Source organism: Pontibacillus halophilus JSM 076056 = DSM 19796, from assembly GCF_000425205.1.
GTDB lineage: Bacteria > Bacillota > Bacilli > Bacillales > BH030062 > Pontibacillus_A > Pontibacillus_A halophilus.
Genome location: NZ_AULI01000008.1, coordinates 12,705 through 29,685 on the forward strand (window position 1 = coordinate 12,705; position 16,981 = coordinate 29,685).

Below are 16,981 nucleotides of genomic sequence, written 5' to 3' on the forward strand. Positions count from 1 at the left end.
AAGGGGCGTTCTCTAGAACGCCCCTTTCCTATCAATCACCTTCTACAGGTGGATTATAAGGCAATTTCCTTCCGACATCCTGGAAATGATCAATCTCAACCTGAACATCGAAGTTCACAGTTGCCTCACTAAAGACTTCGTTCCAATTGTCTTTCACTTTGTACCATTCTTTCACATACTTAATTCGAAAGGGTTCCATAAATTCGTAGAAATCAACCTCATATTCATGTTGCGCACGTTCCATAGCCATTACTAATCTCTTCTTTAGCGTCTCTTGTAGAGCCTTTTCCCTCTTGTTGATATATTCTGGTTGGAAGGATGAACTTGGCGGACTATAGTCTTCACCTAATTTGCCCTGGAAGTGAACGGATATATCGTATGTTAATTGTCCAGATTCTTTTCTCACTTTTACTTTACTAGTAACATCCCGAATTTCATATGCGAACCGTTCCTCTTCTCCATTCGTACTCGCTTGGATCACTCCAGCATCCGACTGTTCTGTTATCCAGTTATAGGCTTCCGTCTCTTCAGGAGATAGAGTCGCAACCATTTTCGCTTTTTGGGCATCGATAACCGCTCCACCTTCTATCCTTACTTTCCCTTCGAACACATCCCCTAACTGTATGACAAAGCTCTTCTTGTGAGCAAAGTCCTTAGAGGCGCCCCCTAGCGTAACGGATGGAGCCATTCGTGCCGTTTTCGCAAGATAGTTATACGATATTTTCTCTAGCTGAATGGAAGGAACTTCATCTTTTAAGAACGATTGGCTGAGCAACGTTTCGGCTGAATCTCTTGCCACGATAAGCCCCACACTTCTTCTAATTTCATGGTCTCGAAAGAAGAAAAACAGTAAATCCAACATACTCTCTTGTTCCACTAATTCTTGACTTAGAACAACGACTTTCAAGTGGTAGTAGTAGGGAGGTTTCCCTACATAGAGAGACTGGTCACGAATGGTATCGAGAACATTGCCTGCTTCTAACGTTTCGTTAATAAAGGGACTTAAACCAGAAGAGCTTCCTTTAGGTCTCGTAGACACAGCGCTTGGAATGACGTACTGATTCGTCACACGTAACTTCTCGTCATCTTCCTGTGATTGATCGATGCCGACCCCTGTGACGATTCCGAGCTCCTCAACCTCTTGGTGGTCCCAGCAACCACTCAATAAAAACAATGAAAACGTAATAAGTAACAGCCTTCTCATCCCTTGTGCCCCCTTACAAAGGAAACCACTAGTAACAGCAAAGGCATGAACACCATCGTTCCCACCATCAAATAGAAAATCAAGTCCCCTACTTGGAATACTTGGTTGATGTTCTTAGGAGTCATCGCCATTAAGTAGCAAATTGGAATCAGTAAGTAGATCGCTTTCCCACTAGGGATACGAAACAACTTCTTTAATCCAAGCGAAGCTACATATAAGCTCACAACAAAAGTTGTGAAAATGACAAGGATCCATAACGGAATGAAAAAAGTCTCAAATCGTTCAAAGAAGAAGTCTTGAAGTTCAATCGACTTCGCGAGCTCCATTAATGGAAACACGAGTGTAATCGTCTCCCCCACTCCCATGATTCCAGCGACAGCTAACACGATTACGGCGTAGATGAGCGTCGGCACCACTACTCCGATGAAGACGGCTTTACGAGCTTCACCTGGATTTTTCATCATGGATTGTAGGAACAGTATTACTTCAAACCCTATAAACGAGATTACGGTTCCTGTCATCCCTTTGATGATTGGAGTTGCCCCTTCAAAGAATGGTCGTATATGATTTATCTCGAACTTACTTGAACTGAGTGCAATGATGATAATAATAAAGAGAAGGATAAACGGAAAATAGAGCTCCGTTAACCGAAAGATTGCATATGCTCCCCCCATGATTAAATAGATGGCAGAAGCAATAAATATAATAATCGTAACTTGTATCGGAGTACGATCAAGAATAAACATCCGAATTAGTTCAGCCATTGCGCGTACTTCATAGGCTGCAAACACCGTATAGTAGAACGTTGCAAATAGGGTGAGCCACCACGCAATAAATTTCCCTACAATTACATCGCTATACTGAAAATAGGTTCGGTCCGGGTAACGGTTATTCAGATGCACGAATGCCAAGGAAATGAAAACCACTAAGCACCCTACAATAAGTACGCTGACCCATCCTGATGCTGCCTTTGAAGCGGAAAGTACTTCTCTTGGCAATGTAATCATACCTACCCCAAGCATCGTGGATGCAATCCCGACTGACACTTGCGTGGTAGAGAGCAGCCGATTGGAATTTCCATTCATACTATGATTCACCTACTTCATACGTCGTTTGTCTATTGGGTGAAGCATCGTTGGACGTTGGTCCATACGCTTTGTCTGCGTACGAACAATGGTATCTTTCCAACCATTTAAATCGTAAGGTACAAGTGGCTCAAGGTAATTGACACCAAAGCTTCTTAAGCGGACTAAATGAGTAGTAATGAGAATAAAAGAGATGACAATCCCGAATAAACCGAGTGCAGCAGCAGCAAGCATTAGCGGGAATCTCAAAATCCTTAACGTCTCTCCAACTGTGTATTGCGGCAGGGCAAACGAAGATATGGCTGTTAACGCAACGACGATGACCATCATCGGGCTAACTAGTCCTGCTGATACTGCGGCCTCTCCAATAACAAGACCTCCTACAATACCTACCGCTTGACCAATTGGTTTCGGCAATCGAATTCCTGCTTCCCTAAGAATTTCAATCGTCACTTCCATAATTAATGCTTCAACGATAGAAGGAAACGGTACGCCTTCTCGGCTTCCCGCGAGAGTGATAACTAAGTCTGTCGGAATAAGCCCCCAATGGTAGGAAATCAGGGCAACGTAAATCGACGGGAGATACAGTGCGATAAATGCTGCTCCTACACGCAGGATTCGGATTAACGAGGAATACATCCACCGCTCGTAATAATCTTCTGGACTTTGATAAAACGAATTGAACGTCAGGGGGACAATCAAAGAAAATGGTGTGCCATCTACAAGAATCGCGACTCTCCCTTCCGCAAGGGACCCAGCTACTTTATCTGGCCGCTCTGTGACTTGAATTTGCGGAAAGGGACTTAAAGAATTCTCTTCAATTAACTGCTCAAGAATTCCAGTCTCCTGTAAACTATCGATGTCCACTTTCTCAATTCGTCGTTTCACCTCACGAACGATTGTCGGATTGGTTAAGTTCTTTATAGAGAGGACCACTACGTCTGTCTTTGAGCGACGACCCACCTGATAATAATCAATTGTTAGACTCGGGTCTTTGAGCCGCTTACGGATGAGCGCCAAATTTGTGACTAGAGCTTCTATAAACCCATCACGTGGCCCACGTACGAGCGTTTCTGTGACAGGTTCAGATACTTCACGATGTGGAATTTTTCTTGTATTTAGAATAATTGCGTCTTCATATTGATTCGATAAGAGAATTGAGTTCCCCATTAAGATTGCAGCTAAGCAATCTTCAAGAATGTTCGTCAATGAAGACTCGCTCGTCACAAGCACTTGTTCCTTTAAGAATGAAGGCGTCATTCTTGTAATTGAATGTGCACGCTCTGTCGTCTCATGAATTGCTCGTAACTCGTCACTTATTGCATTTGCATCACAAAGTTCTTCTATGTATACGAATGCCCCATCGTAATGGAAAGGAGCAATCGTAAACGTTACGCTCTTTAAATCGAAACTTTCCCCAAGCAAGTTTCGAATGTCCTGCAGATTCTCATTCAATTCGTCTCTGAGATGCTGCCCGTCTGCACTATGAGACTGCTTCGCTTCCCGATTCCCATCACTCGCCACATTGCGATTGCGAGAACGCATCCATTCGAACATCTTTCTATTTAACTGCTTCTTCATCGGAACTCCTCCCCTCTACTCTTTATCCAACCAACTTACAAACTTACTTATGGAATAAGGAACGCACCATGCAAAGAAAGCCCCTACCATCATTTGAATATCAGGTATAAATTGAAAGATTCCCTTCATATCCATCACCTGCCATTAGTATGAGAAGAAGAAAGGGGTTTCTATTCATGAAAACAAAAAAGGGTTGCCCTATGTGGGCAACCCTCTTCATCTCTCTATATCATTTTCTTATTCTTCATCATTAGGATCTTTGGAGAGGTCATGGTCAAGCAAATAATTGCGGGTGTGCTTCATCGCTTCTCCCTCTGTGAGTCGCTGTGTATGGCCGATGAAGTTCCATCCCTTCGCCTCAATAAACTCAACGAACTCTTCAAGAAACTCATCATGGGACATCTCCACGCCATGAATGGTTCCATTAATGGAAAAGGTCTTTTCTCTTGTTAATAGCATACTGAAGCTCTTCTTGTTTCTTCGATTACGTCGCGCCATAAGCTACTCCTCCTTGTCTACTCATTACGTCCATCGTACCACACCAGCAACCAAACATCTCCACCTATTAGAAAAATCTAACAAAAACTTAATATTCCACGATTACCTCACCCGCATTAGGGAAAATAAGTAAAAAATAAGAAAATTCTGATTTGGAGTGATTCATATGCTTGTTACTGTACTTCCTTTCATTGAAACAGTTGTAGCGAATACATCAAACTTTTTGTGGACGTACGTGCTGTCCATCTTATTAATTTGTACAGGGCTTTATCTAACCGTTCAACTCCGTTTCTTTCAATTCCGTTTCTTCGGTCATATACTTGGACAAACCGTTGGGAAGATCTTCAAGAAGAGCTCTGGTCATGCTGGTACCATTACCCCCTTTCAAGCCTTCACTTCCGCCCTGGCCTCAACAGCTGGTGCAACGAATATTGTAGGGGTTCCTGTAGCCATCTCATTTGGGGGTCCAGGTGCTCTCTTCTGGATGTGGGTGGTTGCCCTGATCGGGATGGCCACAAAGTATACAGAAATTGTCCTTGGTGTTCGATACCGTGAGAAGAACAAAAAGGGAGAATGGGTAGGTGGACCTCAATACTACATAAAGAAAGGACTCGGATGGAATAAGGTCGCTTGGGCATTTGCATTTATCTTAATGCTCGAACTGATTCCTAGTATTATGACTCAATCGAATTCCATTTCCATTCAAGTCAATAACTCAATTGGATGGTCCCGTTTGGGAATTGGAGTGGCAATTGCAGTTGTCGTTGGAGCTATTATAATCGGTGGTATACAACGGATTGCTCGAGTGACTGACAAATTCGTCCCCTTTATGGTCTTCACTTATGTCATCATTTGTTTAATTGTCATCTTTGCCCATGTTGAAACATTGCCTTCTGTCTTTGGATTAATCTTCTCTCATGCCTTCACCCCGATTGCAGCTACAGGCGGATTCGCCGGTGCAGCTTTGGCACAAGCGCTTCGTTGGGGTACAGCTAGAGGGCTTTATTCGAATGAAGCAGGACTCGGAACAGCTCCGATTGCCCATGCAGCAGCTCAAACGGACCACCCGTCTAAACAAGGTTTCTGGGGCGTGTTCAGTGTCTTCGTGGATACGATTGTCATTTGTACGCTGTCTGGTTTGACAGTCCTCGTGACTGGAGCATGGAAAGAGGTTTCTTCTGATGATGCGGCGAGCATGATTGGCACAGCCTTGTCAGATGTCTATGGCTCTCAGTTCGGTGAAACGTTTGTTTCAATCTTCCTGTTATTCTTTGTACTTACGACCATCGGAATTCTTGTGTTCTTTGGAGAGAAGCAAGCCGAGTATTTGTTTGGATTAAAAGGGGCTTACTTCATGAGAGTCATTTATCTAGGGGCAATTGTGTTAGGTGCTGTTGGTGGACTACAGTTCATCTGGCAATTTCTCGACTTAATGTTGGCGGCTGTCGTCTTCTTAAACGTCATTCCGGTCTTATTCTTATCGAAAGAAGTTCGTGCGGTTACTCAAGATTATGTGAACCGTATTTATAAACAAAAGAAAGATACGAAGAAAATAGACCTCTTTCATGAATCCGATAAGGATTTCAGATCTTAATTATGTAAAGCCCAAGGCGTCACTGTTCGTGATGACCTGGGCTTTCTATTCGTTTACTTATTTAATTTGTTTTAACACGAGTGCTTCGAGCCATCGCCAAGGTAAAAGCGTCTTCAAGCGAAGCATAAGATGAATCCCTTTCCCAATCGGGAAACGAAACTTCTTCAATTCTTTCTGTTTCGCAAGCGTTGCTACTAGTCTTGCCACTACGATTGGATCACCATATGTATCCTTTTGTTCTTGCATATAGTGATGGATAGACTGCATGTAGTCGTAATAAGGAGAGGTCTTTAACAAAGAAGCCTCCGTGACCTGCTTTCCATTCGTCCAAATGTTCGTACGGAAGGAGCCAGGTTCGATAATTGCCACATCTACCCCATACGGCTTCATCTCTAAGCGAAGACTTTCGCTGAAGCCTTCAACCGCATGTTTCGATGCAACGTAGGGAGACATGCCAGGGAAACCGAACTTCCCGCTAATACTGCTCATGTTCAGAATCTTTCCATACCCTTGTGTTCTCATCTTAGGTAGAACCGCTTGAGTAACAGCGATTAAACCAAATACGTTTGTTTCAAATTGCTTTCGATATTCATCTAACGTGATTTCTTCACTAAATCCACCCGCAGCAAATCCTGCGTTGTTCAATAAGACATCGACTCGATCAAGTGTATCTATGTAAGAAGAAAGACTTTCTACGGAAGCTTCATCCGTCACATCAAGACGATGAAAATGAATCCGGTCGTAGACTTCCTTATCGTCTATGTAGGATTGAAAAATGGATTGTTTCGACAAATCTCTCATCGTTGCAATAACGGTGAATCCTTCTTTCGCTAGTTCCACTGACGTTAGGAGGCCAAAGCCACTGGAAGCGCCTGTTATAATTGCAACACGGTTTGACATCTGCTCACCTCCTCTAACATTGTAGCATAAACGCCTTAATTCTAGAGGAGTATATTGCAAATGTTATCGATTTTTGTCACTTATTTGAGACGTTTGTTCCTACCGCGCAAAAAACTCACTACTTATGGGAGTGAGTCTTACCAGCTTGCTTTCTTAACCCCTGGAACTTGACCTTTATGCGCGAGTTCTCTAAATTGAATTCGAGATAGACCGAACTGACGCATGTACCCATGTGGGCGACCTGTTGTGTTGCATCGATTATGCAATCGGGTTGGTGAAGCGTCTCGCGGTAATTTCTTCAGACCTTCGTAATCCCCTTTTTCTTTCAATTCTTGTCGTAATGCTGCATATCTTTCAACCGTACGTTGACGGCGTTTTTCTTTCTCAACCATTGCTTTCTTAGCCATGGAATTCCTCCTCAATAAATCGTAATCATTACGTTCTAAATTGTAAACAATCTCTTATACAATTGTCAAAACGAGTGCTCGGACGAAATTTGTTCACATCTTCTTGTCCTAACACTTTGAAATTCGCATACGCTTTCTATAAACTAAGAGATAGTGAATGTAAGTAATGGAGGTTTTCATATGGTAAGTACACCATTAAAGCGCTTGATGTATGTAGGAGATGCCGAGGGAATTAGTTTCCTTGTGTTATTACTTATTGCTATGCCACTGAAATATATGTTTGATATACCAGAAGCCGTATCCGTGGTTGGATCGCTTCACGGTGCGTTATTTGTCTTATACATGCTGACCATTCTGAACGCTTTTCTTTCGTTGAAATGGACGATTGGAAGAAGTGCACTCGCTGTAGCAGTGGCCTTTGTTCCATTTGGTACGTTCCTCTTCAATCGGATGCTAAAGAGAAAATACAATTTACAGCCTGTACAAGTGTAACCATTTCCCCTCTCCGAGTTCGGAGAGGGGTTTTTTTGATACAAAGCAATGCGGTTTGATCGTTTTCTATTGACAATGAACCCAATCATTTGCCAAAATAAGAAAATATTAATTCATACCATTCTCATAAGGATTAGAGGTGTTGAACATGCAATCGACCATTGCACAACAAACGACTAGGCAAAAGCGTACGTCTACGACGGTGCTTGCGAATCTTGACCCCGTCCAAAAGCCGTACGTTTGGCTTGGAATCGTTGCTTCCATACTCGTATTTATCGCAACCGTTGCCGTTGCCGGATGGACCCAGGGGCTACTATTCATTCTTGGGATTGCCTTCGGGTTAACATTGCTTCACGCACGATTCGGATTTACTTCGGCATTTAGACGGTTTACATCTGTTGGAAATGCACAAGGCTTGCAAGCACATATGATTATGCTTGCCGTTGCAACGACATTATTCGCACTTATCTTAGCAACAGGCTTCACATTTACAGGGATTGCGCCTTCTGGATATGTCTTCCCCGTCAGTGTGGCGGTTGTAGTTGGGTCGTTCTTATTCGGAATTGGAATGCAGCTTGGAAATGGCTGTGCTTCAGGTACCCTTTATACAGTAGGTGGAGGGAAATCGCCCATGCTGATTACCCTCATCGCGTTTATTGCAGGATCTGTTCTAGGAGCGTACCATATCGGGTTCTGGCGCGAGCAAGCTTCCCTCCCAACCATTTCATTCGCAGATCAGTTCGGATACGTTGGAGGCTGGGCGCTTTCAATTGGACTATTCGCTCTTATCTATTCTATTACGTATATCGTAGCGAAAGTAAAGAACCCGCCATCTATGAAGCCTTTGCCAACTGTTGCTGGCTTCAAGAAGCTTGTGAGAGGTTCATGGCCACTATTTGTAGCCGCTATTATTCTAGCAATCTTAAACGCCATTACACTAGCTATGAGAGGAACACCTTGGGGCATTACCTCAGCGTTCGCACTATGGGGTTCAAAGGTTCTTATGTTCTTCGGAGTTGATGTGAGCAGCTGGGGCTACTGGCAAGGTAGTGAAGCATTAAATCAATCCGTTCTGATGGATACAACGAGTGTGATGAACTTCGGAATCATTCTTGGAGCATTTATCGCAGCCGCTGCCTCAGGAACCTTTAAGCCAGGTAAGATCAAACCAGGTGTTGCGATGGCTGCAACTATAGGTGGATTATTGATGGGCTACGGGGCACGTCTCGCCTATGGATGTAACATCGGTGCTTACTTCGGTGGCATTGCGTCTATGAGTCTACACGGTTGGGTATGGATGGCTATGGCACTCATCGGTACTGGTGTTGCCCTCTTCATTCGTCCTCTATTTGGATTAAGAAACCCAAATCCGAATGATTCCATGTGTTAAATTCAATAAAGTAGAAATCGCGTACATGTTACTTAGGCTGTCGAGGTCAATCTCGACAGCCTTTTTATATAAGCACTTTGATGAGACCACAACTCTTGCACGCGTTACCCCTCGTCCAATTTCACTCCTTCTTGAGCCTGGCTTCACCCCTACCAACCTATGCTAGAATGAGGATAGATTAGAAATTAAAAGGAAGTGACGTTATGTTCGCCATACTGATTGTATGTCTTGTCATTATCTTCGTTGTTCTCATGCTGACGATATTCACCATTACATCAGGCTATAAATACAAACACACCGTTGATCCCCTTCCAAGTAAAGAACAATCACCCTCCACACAAGACAACGATGGAAATCGCTCGGAATAAATGAATTCCGAGTGTTTTTTATTTTTTCCATTAATTATGAAACTTCTTAGGGGGGCAATTCGTCTCTCTACATGTGCGTGATTAATCTATGGAACAAAGGAGGTTTCTTATGAGTTCTTCCCCTACTGTTCAGTTGAAAGGGTTAACGAAGAGAATAGGAAACAAAACAATTGTGAGAGACTTGTCATTTGACATTCAACCTGGCGAAGTATTTGGCTTTCTTGGGCCAAACGGTGCTGGTAAGACAACAACGATTCGGATGATGGTCGGATTGACGTCGATTTCTGAGGGAGACGTCATTATTAAAGGAACAAGCATTAAGGAGAACTTTAAGAAGTCCATTGCTCATGTGGGTGGAATTGTTGAGAACCCTGAAATGTACAAGTTTATGACCGGCATGCAGAATTTAAAGCATTATGCACGAATGTCTGGGAACGTTTCAGACGAACGAATGAATGAAATTGTTAAGCTCGTGGATTTAGAGGATAGCATTCATACACGAGTAAAGAAATATTCCCTTGGTATGCGACAACGCTTAGGGATTGCTCAAGCCTTACTACATAATCCTTCCGTATTAATCTTGGATGAACCGACAAACGGATTGGACCCAGCTGGCATTCGCGAAATTCGAGATTACTTGCGGAAGCTTGCTAAGGATGAAGGTCTGTCCGTTGTCGTATCAAGTCACTTGCTTTCAGAAATGGAAATGATGTGTGACCGGATTGGGATTATCCAAAAGGGGGAACTCATCGACGTTCAGAACGTGAAATCCTTTGTGTCAGACAAGGCGACAATTCGTACACGCTTAACACTCGAGCCCGCTCAAGATGGAAAGGCTGTTCTTGAACAAGCAGGCTATGAAGTCATCGTTGATGAAGAGACACTCGTTATCGAGACAGAACGAGAGCAAATCCCAGGAGTGATTCAGCTACTCGTTCAGAATCAGATTGCAATCTACGAAGCGAAAACAGAAGTTGGCACTCTCGAGGACCGCTTCCTCGAACTTACTGGTACTGGAGGTCAGGCGTAATGAAACAACTACCCTCACTCGTATGGAACGAATTTCTAAAGCTAATGAGGCAACCTGGCTCAATTGTCATGATTGGACTTATTGCTTTAATCCTTCTTGGCGGAGCAATCTTAGACCGTAATTTCAATGATTCCAAGAATGTTGGCGGCGAGAACTGGGAAGCCGAATTACAGGAACAAAACGAGAACATACAAGAGAAATTGGACAATGGGGAATTCTCCATGTTCGGACCCGATAAAATTGAGGAAAACAATTTCCGAATCGAAAATGACTTGGCTATTCCTGAGGGCGGAAATGCGTGGACCTTTACACGTGAGAATGCTGAAGCTACTTCCATCGTTCTTATGTTTACAGTTATCATAGCTGCAAGTATTGTGTCGAACGAATTTAAGTGGGGTACAATTAAGATGCTATTGATTCGACCAATCTCACGTTCAACCATCTTACTATCGAAATTTCTTACCGTCCTGTTGTATGGACTAGTGACCTTGTTGGCGTTCTTCCTATTCAACTTCTTAATTGGTGCAATCTTCTATGGAGTTGACCAGTTAGGGTCGTTACACGTCTATCAGACAGCGGATGGTTATGAAACGATTAGCAATGCGAAAGTAACCTTTGTATCTTACTTAACATTACTTGGGAACCTGATGGTATTCGGTACACTTGCCTTTATGATTTCAACAATCTTTAGAAGCAATGCCATGGCGATTGCCCTTTCTATCTTCTTGTTCTTAACAGGAGGTACGCTTGGTGCACTCGTATCTCGATTCGACTGGGGCAAATATGTCATATTCACCAACACGAATCTGAAAGGCTACTTTGATTATTTCTTTGCTCAGCCGTATTATGATGATCAAACGCTTATGTTCTCACTGATTACATTAGCAATCTACTCCATCATTTTCTATGCGTCCGGTTGGCTCTTCTTTACGAAACGAGACGTTGCAAGCTAATGAAAGAAGCGCCCTCGCTCAAACAATTGAGCAGGGCGCTTCATTTATTTAACCGCTAATTCTTTCGCCTTCCACATCGATGGCAGATATAGCACGATTCCAATTACTACGGTCCACCAGAATGGGTCATGTGTTGTAAAGTTTAGGAGTAACACATAAAGTGCTACAGGTAGTGTGACGATAAGTAAATAGAGAAGGGCTTCTTTCCATTTGCCAACAAAGGCTTGGCCAAGACCGACTCCCATGATTGACCACGCTATAATCTTCCACTTCGTTGGACGATGCGTCCACAAGTGCGGGTGTACGAATGCCAAATAATAAATAAGAAACAAGTGAAAGATGTAGATCACGGCTAGAGAATCATAATAGGGATGTAAGAGTAGTCCAGCTAGAACAAATATGCCCATGACTCGTTCCTCCTGTTGTACACAATCTAATCTTGTCTAGTCTTTCTACGTTCGAACGCGCATATTCTCATTCTTGCATTGAATAGATTAGAGTACAAGCTTTTTCTACATAGAACAGGGGGCGTCATTTCGCATGAATATGTTTCTAAGTTATGTATTGCTCGGGCTTTCCCTTTCTGCTCCAATCGGACCCATCAACGCTGCACAAATTGATTGCGGCATTAAGTTTGGGTTCTGGAATGCATGGCTAATCGGGATTGGTGGAATGGTTGCCGACGTGATCTTTATGCTGTTAATTTACTTCGGGATTGCTGAGTATTTAACGACTCCCATGATTAAGACGTTCTTATGGTCGTTTGGAGCCTTTATCCTAATCTATACCGGAATCGAAGGACTCCTTTCTAAGGCTAATCCGTTGGAAGCGACTCGCTCAGGCTCTGGAGCAGCATCTGAATCCTTTCGCTTCGGTTTATTCATGGCCTTGTCGAATCCGCTAAATATACTATTCTGGCTTGGAATCTACGGGTCTATCCTAGCCAAGACAGCGGAATCCCATACGAATGTTCAACTCTTGCTTTATAGCGGTGGAATCTTCTTAGGCATTATCGTTTGGGACTTGTTCATGGCTTCCATTGCAACAAGCGCGCGTAATTTCCTAAAACCAAGCATCCTTCGCGGAATCACCTTACTTGCAAGCATCTCCCTGATTGGCTTCGGTGTTTACTTTGCGTGTGAGGCCTTTCACATCATTTTTTCATAATGGACATTCACCCATTCCCCACCTTTTGTATACGTATATCGTGTAGAAAGGATGGGGATTGTTTAATGTCTCGTTTATTTGACCGGACAGCACTTGAGGAAACTCTTTTAGAACTAGAACCTTGGAAACAAGATGCGTACACGAAGCTAGGTGACATGATTGCAGATGAAGAGAACACATACCCCTGTGTCCCCGCGAGGGTAGCATTTCTGTCTAATGAACTTCGTTATGGTTTCATTGACTCCCCTACCAGAGAGCGGGCGCCCATGCAACTGGCTTGCCTATTGAAACAATATGGTCAAATCAGCCGGCAAACTGGTAAATACGCATCCATTGCGATTGTGAGTGAGATCACAGATACCACGCTGTCCATTGAACAGTATGAGCATATGTTCTGGGATTTACTAAGCAGGACGACTGCGTTCGATGAGACCGAATGGCCTACAGAAATACCAAAGGACCCGGCTTATAATAAGTGGGAATTCTGTTTTAATGGGGAACCTTATTTCGCATTTTGTGCTACACCTGTTCACGCCTTAAGAAAGAGTCGACATTTCCCTTATTTGCTGCTAGCCTTTCAACCTCGATTTGTATTTGAAGAAATCAATGATTCAACACGTCTTGGACGCAATCTAAAGAAACAAATACGAAAGCGATTAGCTGCCTACGACGAAATCCCAACTCACCCTGCGTTAAAATGGTATGGAGATGAACAAAACTTAGAATGGAAGCAATACTTCCTACGAGACGATGATTCTACTCCATCTACTTGTCCGTTTCTTCACCATACGAAGGAATGGGAGAAGCCTAAAACATAACCCTCCCCCTCTTTCATAATTGAGAGAGGGGTTGTAACTTTTCACATTTCGTGTAGTTCTTTACACCTGTTTTCTCCCCCTTCTATTTACCTACAACCTTTCTATTGGCCTTTCCCATAATTAACCTCTCACCTTATACATTACCCACTATTTACATATAATGGTTGAACTTATCGCGCACACTTTAGCGCGGTGCTCCTCTATTGTAAAAACGTGTCTCTAGACCTAGAGAGCCGTTATTTATAGAAATGCTTCCATAATCCACCCTTCCATAGAACTATTGTCAAAATTATCAAACAACTCTATGATTACGTATGTACATATACTCTGTACAACAAAACAAAATAGGAGTTGGATGAATGAAAAAAAGAGGATTGGCTGTTGCACTTGCGATTGGATTTACATTTACTTCTGCTGTACCGGCATTGGCTGCTACCACCGATTCACCTCTTCATGTACAGGCGCAGAACGAGTGGATTGCTAAATTTGATGCGACGAAGGTGGAATTGAACAAGAAACCAGGTCAGAGCGTTCCTTCCTTTATCAAAGGAGAGATGGAGAAACAGAAGATTAAGTCTGATCAAGATTCAAAGTCCTTCCTTAATCAACATCAAGACACATTCAAGTTAGATGCCAACACAGACTTACAGCTTGTAGAGGAAACGAAAGATGACCTCGGTCACACATTGTATGAATATCAACAGGTTGTTAAAGACGTTCCAATCGATGGAGCCATCCTAAAGGTCCACACAAATGAAAATGATGAAGTAGTGGCCATTAACGGCGATGTCTTTCCTGAAGCAACTACGAAGGTAACAACAACTAAAGCAAAAGTCTCCGCAAAGAAAGCAATTAAAATGGCATACAAACACGCGAAAGTAGCACCAAATGAAGCCTTTAACACCCCTACTACTACCGCTCCATTCGAAGAATCTGCTTCCGGAGCAGCTGAAAAGACTGAGCTTGTTGTTTACAAGAACGGCGATCAGTATGAACTTACCTACCTTGTTCAACTCCAATTTATCGAACCTTACCCTGCCAACTGGCAAATTTATATTAATGCCAAAGATGGTTCTGTTGTCGATGCGTATAACGCAGCGACAGATGCTGCGACAACAGGATACGGCTACGGAACTAAAGGGGATTATAAGTCCTTAAATACTTACGCTTACAATGGTACGTATTACTTATATGATACAACAAAGAATATGTCTGGCTATATCGGCACCTATACTGCAAATTACGGCAACAGTCTACCAGGATCTTGGTCAGTAGATAGCAACAACGCCTTTACCTCTTCTTCACAAGGGGCAGACGTAGATGCGCATGCACACGCAGGCATTGTGTATGATTATTTCCTCAACACTCACAACCGGAACAGTTATAACGGAAACGGAGCTTCCATTATTTCGACCGTCCATTACGGATCTAATTACAATAACGCATTCTGGAATGGGTCACAAATGGTATACGGAGATGGAGATGGCAGCTTATTCTCCCCACTTTCCGGCTCACTCGATGTTGTAGCGCATGAGTTAGCTCACGCCGTTACAGAGTACACCGCAAACCTTGAATACCGCAACCAATCTGGTGCGTTAAATGAATCCTTCTCAGATGTATTCGGCTACTTTGTAGAGCCGAATGATTGGGACCTAGGTGAAGATGTCTACACACCAGGCAAAGCAGGAGATGCCCTTAGAAGCTTATCGAATCCTGAACGTTACGGTCAGCCCGCTCACATGGACGATTTCTACTACACATCCTCTGACAATGGTGGCGTACACACGAACAGCGGGATTCCAAATAAAGCCGCTTACCTAACGATTCAGTCTATTGGCAAGACGAAAGCTGAGAAAATTTACTACCGTGCGTTAAATACGTACTTAAGCAAGAGAAGTGACTTCAGCGATGCTCGTGCTGCTTTACTTCAATCAACAGCAGACCTTTACGGCACAGGCAGTGATTACAATGCTGTCAAGAATGCTTGGGATTCAGTAGGCGTCTATTAATAAGAAACGGACAGCTCATGATGAGCTGTCCGTCTTTTCTATTCTAGATCTATGCGTATGTTTGCTTCACTCGTCCTACTTGACCATCTTCTAAACGGACTTTGATCCCGTGTGGATGTTTAGGAGATTTCGTTAGAAGGTCTTTCACAACCCCACGCGTCGTCTTCCCTGTGCGTTGATCTTGTTTTAAGACAATATCCACTTCTAACCCAGGATAAATGTCTTTTCGCTCCTTGCCATCGGCCATATGTATACTTCCTTCCTAATTAAGACTCTCTCCTATCTTACGACGATAACGTGCGAAAAGCTACCATTCTAAGTACTTCCCTTTTGTGTCCAATCATAGATAAAGAGTGGCAGCCACAGCAATACAAGGATGGCTTCAAATCCGAGCCAGATAATCGTAAGCGGGTTAAAGGCAGCTTGAATGCCTTGTTTCTGTTTACCTCCCGCTTTATTTAGGAAATAGCCGAGTACGCCAGACACTTTCCATGTATACAATACACCAACCCCGATATACACCACTAACAAAACCCATACATAAATCATACCATCCCGTCCTGACACCATTTTTCTTACCAGTTTCGGCGATTTAGAAGAAATTTATACAAGACCCCCACTGACCGGTCAGCGGGGGTCTACTCTTACTCTTCTTCTGCTAGTTCCTTCACATGTTGAACAAGTTCTTCGTAGTTACCTTCAAAGATTTCTCCGTTCACAACAAGCGTAGGGGTTTGAGAAATTTGCAAATCATTGGCATAGTCCAAGTCCGTCTGAACGGCTTCTTCAAACTGTTCCTCATCATACACCTCTACTACACGCTGTGCTTCTTCGTCACTCACTACGGATGATAACGTATCCGTTAAGTATTGTTCCGTCATCAAGTCAATTTCTTCATAACTTGGGTCATTCGGTTGCTTCTGAAATAGTTTCGAGTGGAATTCCCAATACGGGTCAGATCCAAGTTCGGCATAAACAGCTTCTGCAAACTGTGCTCCACGATCAGAATCAACGTTGATAAATGGTGTATTCATAAAGTAAAATTGCGCGTAACCAGGTTCAACAATATCTTCAACAAGACTTGGTACAGTGTTTACTTCAAAGTCCTTACAGAAAGGACACTTGTAGTCACCGAATTCAATCACTTTGACCGGCGCATCTTCTTCCCCCATATAAGGTTGCCCTTCATAGGAAATGGAGACAGGTCCCGCTGATTCTCCCCCTTGTTTCTTATCCTGATTTGTCGAATAAACTGCAAGTAGAACAATTCCAACGACAACAACCAGAAGGACACCAATGAAGATGATGTTTCTTCTTAAATGACTGTTATTCTTCGCCATTGCATATTCACCTATTCCTTCACGTAATTACATGGCTATACCACATACCTCTATTTTAGTGAGTGCTAAAATAGAAATCAATTATGTAATCCGTACTGGTTTTCTTCCAAAATACTGAAAAATATTAACAAAGTTTACGAACAAT

The 16,981-nt window shown here is 43.0% G+C and carries 19 protein-coding genes; 9 read left to right on the top strand and 10 right to left on the bottom strand.

Annotated elements, in window-relative coordinates; translation table 11 throughout:
• Positions 1-31: 31 nt before the first annotated feature.
• The 4 genes from H513_RS0108555 to H513_RS0108570 form a co-directional block, all read right to left on the bottom strand.
• Positions 32-1,204, bottom strand: coding sequence for a Ger(x)C family spore germination protein (locus H513_RS0108555; RefSeq protein WP_026800374.1), 1,173 nt, complete (start codon positions 1,202-1,204; stop codon positions 32-34).
• Positions 1,201-2,289, bottom strand: a complete 1,089-nt coding sequence (locus H513_RS0108560) for a GerAB/ArcD/ProY family transporter (RefSeq protein WP_026800375.1) — start codon at positions 2,287-2,289, stop codon at positions 1,201-1,203. The genes H513_RS0108555 and H513_RS0108560 overlap by 4 nt, the downstream gene beginning before the upstream one ends.
• Before the next feature lie 12 nt (positions 2,290-2,301).
• On the bottom strand, positions 2,302-3,870 hold the full coding sequence (locus H513_RS0108565) for a spore germination protein (RefSeq protein WP_231572092.1): 1,569 nt from the start codon (positions 3,868-3,870) through the stop codon (positions 2,302-2,304).
• Positions 3,871-4,107: 237 nt separating this feature from the next.
• Complete coding sequence (locus H513_RS0108570; protein ID WP_051239808.1) at positions 4,108-4,368, bottom strand: hypothetical protein; 261 nt, start codon at positions 4,366-4,368, stop codon at positions 4,108-4,110.
• Positions 4,369-4,534: 166 nt separating this feature from the next.
• On the opposite strand from H513_RS0108570, the gene H513_RS19865 reads away from it, so the two are divergent.
• A complete protein-coding gene (locus H513_RS19865; protein ID WP_051239810.1) occupies positions 4,535-5,962 on the top strand; it encodes an alanine/glycine:cation symporter family protein in 1,428 nt (475 codons plus the stop codon).
• 57 nt (positions 5,963-6,019) lie between these two features.
• Here H513_RS19865 and H513_RS0108580 read toward each other — a convergent pair whose 3' ends face one another.
• Together H513_RS0108580 and rpsN are read right to left on the bottom strand one after the other, a co-directional pair.
• Entirely contained in the window at positions 6,020-6,862 is an 843-nt protein-coding gene (locus tag H513_RS0108580) for an oxidoreductase (RefSeq protein ID WP_026800378.1), read from the bottom strand.
• A gap of 137 nt (positions 6,863-6,999) precedes the next feature.
• Positions 7,000-7,269, bottom strand: a complete 270-nt coding sequence (gene rpsN, locus H513_RS0108585; protein WP_026800379.1) for a 30S ribosomal protein S14 — start codon at positions 7,267-7,269, stop codon at positions 7,000-7,002.
• Positions 7,270-7,449: 180 nt separating this feature from the next.
• Here rpsN and H513_RS0108590 point away from each other — a divergent pair, with 180 nt between their 5' ends.
• The 5 genes from H513_RS0108590 to H513_RS0108610 all read left to right on the top strand — a co-directional run bounded on the left by H513_RS0108590 (position 7,450) and on the right by H513_RS0108610 (position 11,502).
• Entirely contained in the window at positions 7,450-7,761 is a 312-nt protein-coding gene (locus tag H513_RS0108590) for a DUF3817 domain-containing protein (RefSeq protein ID WP_026800380.1), read from the top strand.
• A gap of 148 nt (positions 7,762-7,909) precedes the next feature.
• Complete coding sequence (locus H513_RS0108595; protein ID WP_026800381.1) at positions 7,910-9,151, top strand: YeeE/YedE family protein; 1,242 nt, start codon at positions 7,910-7,912, stop codon at positions 9,149-9,151.
• 203 nt (positions 9,152-9,354) lie between these two features.
• Positions 9,355-9,519, top strand: a complete 165-nt coding sequence (gene ytzI / locus H513_RS21210; protein WP_081658231.1) for a YtzI protein — start codon at positions 9,355-9,357, stop codon at positions 9,517-9,519.
• A gap of 109 nt (positions 9,520-9,628) precedes the next feature.
• Positions 9,629-10,549, top strand: a complete 921-nt coding sequence (locus H513_RS0108605; RefSeq protein ID WP_026800382.1) for an ABC transporter ATP-binding protein — start codon at positions 9,629-9,631, stop codon at positions 10,547-10,549.
• Positions 10,549-11,502 (top strand): ABC transporter permease, encoded by a 954-nt coding sequence (locus H513_RS0108610; protein WP_026800383.1) that lies wholly within the window; start codon positions 10,549-10,551, stop codon positions 11,500-11,502. Before H513_RS0108605 ends, H513_RS0108610 begins: the two co-directional genes overlap by 1 nt.
• Positions 11,503-11,546: 44 nt before the next feature.
• On the opposite strand, the gene H513_RS0108615 is transcribed toward H513_RS0108610, so the two are convergent.
• Positions 11,547-11,909: a hypothetical protein gene (locus H513_RS0108615; RefSeq protein WP_026800384.1), complete on the bottom strand. Its 363-nt coding sequence runs from the start codon at positions 11,907-11,909 to the stop codon at positions 11,547-11,549.
• Between the two features lie 133 nt (positions 11,910-12,042).
• Between H513_RS0108615 and H513_RS0108620 the strand changes: the two genes are divergently transcribed.
• From H513_RS0108620 to H513_RS0108630, 3 genes are all read left to right on the top strand, one after another.
• Positions 12,043-12,669 carry a LysE family transporter gene (locus H513_RS0108620; protein WP_026800385.1) on the top strand — a complete coding sequence of 209 codons (627 nt, stop codon included), beginning with the start codon at positions 12,043-12,045 and terminating at the stop codon, positions 12,667-12,669.
• A gap of 65 nt (positions 12,670-12,734) precedes the next feature.
• Complete coding sequence (locus H513_RS0108625) at positions 12,735-13,487, top strand: YqcI/YcgG family protein (protein ID WP_026800386.1); 753 nt, start codon at positions 12,735-12,737, stop codon at positions 13,485-13,487.
• Between the two features lie 359 nt (positions 13,488-13,846).
• Positions 13,847-15,496: a M4 family metallopeptidase gene (locus tag H513_RS0108630; RefSeq protein ID WP_026800387.1), complete on the top strand. Its 1,650-nt coding sequence runs from the start codon at positions 13,847-13,849 to the stop codon at positions 15,494-15,496.
• A gap of 49 nt (positions 15,497-15,545) precedes the next feature.
• Here the strand turns inward: H513_RS0108630 and H513_RS0108635 are convergent, their stop codons facing one another.
• The 3 genes from H513_RS0108635 to H513_RS0108645 all read right to left on the bottom strand — a co-directional run bounded on the left by H513_RS0108635 (position 15,546) and on the right by H513_RS0108645 (position 16,836).
• Positions 15,546-15,743: a YwbE family protein gene (locus tag H513_RS0108635; RefSeq protein WP_026800388.1), complete on the bottom strand. Its 198-nt coding sequence runs from the start codon at positions 15,741-15,743 to the stop codon at positions 15,546-15,548.
• A 68-nt stretch (positions 15,744-15,811) separates the two neighbouring features.
• On the bottom strand, positions 15,812-16,045 hold the full coding sequence (locus H513_RS0108640; protein WP_026800389.1) for a hypothetical protein: 234 nt from the start codon (positions 16,043-16,045) through the stop codon (positions 15,812-15,814).
• A gap of 95 nt (positions 16,046-16,140) precedes the next feature.
• Entirely contained in the window at positions 16,141-16,836 is a 696-nt protein-coding gene (locus tag H513_RS0108645; protein ID WP_026800390.1) for a DsbA family protein, read from the bottom strand.
• Between the last annotated feature and the right edge of the window lie 145 nt (positions 16,837-16,981).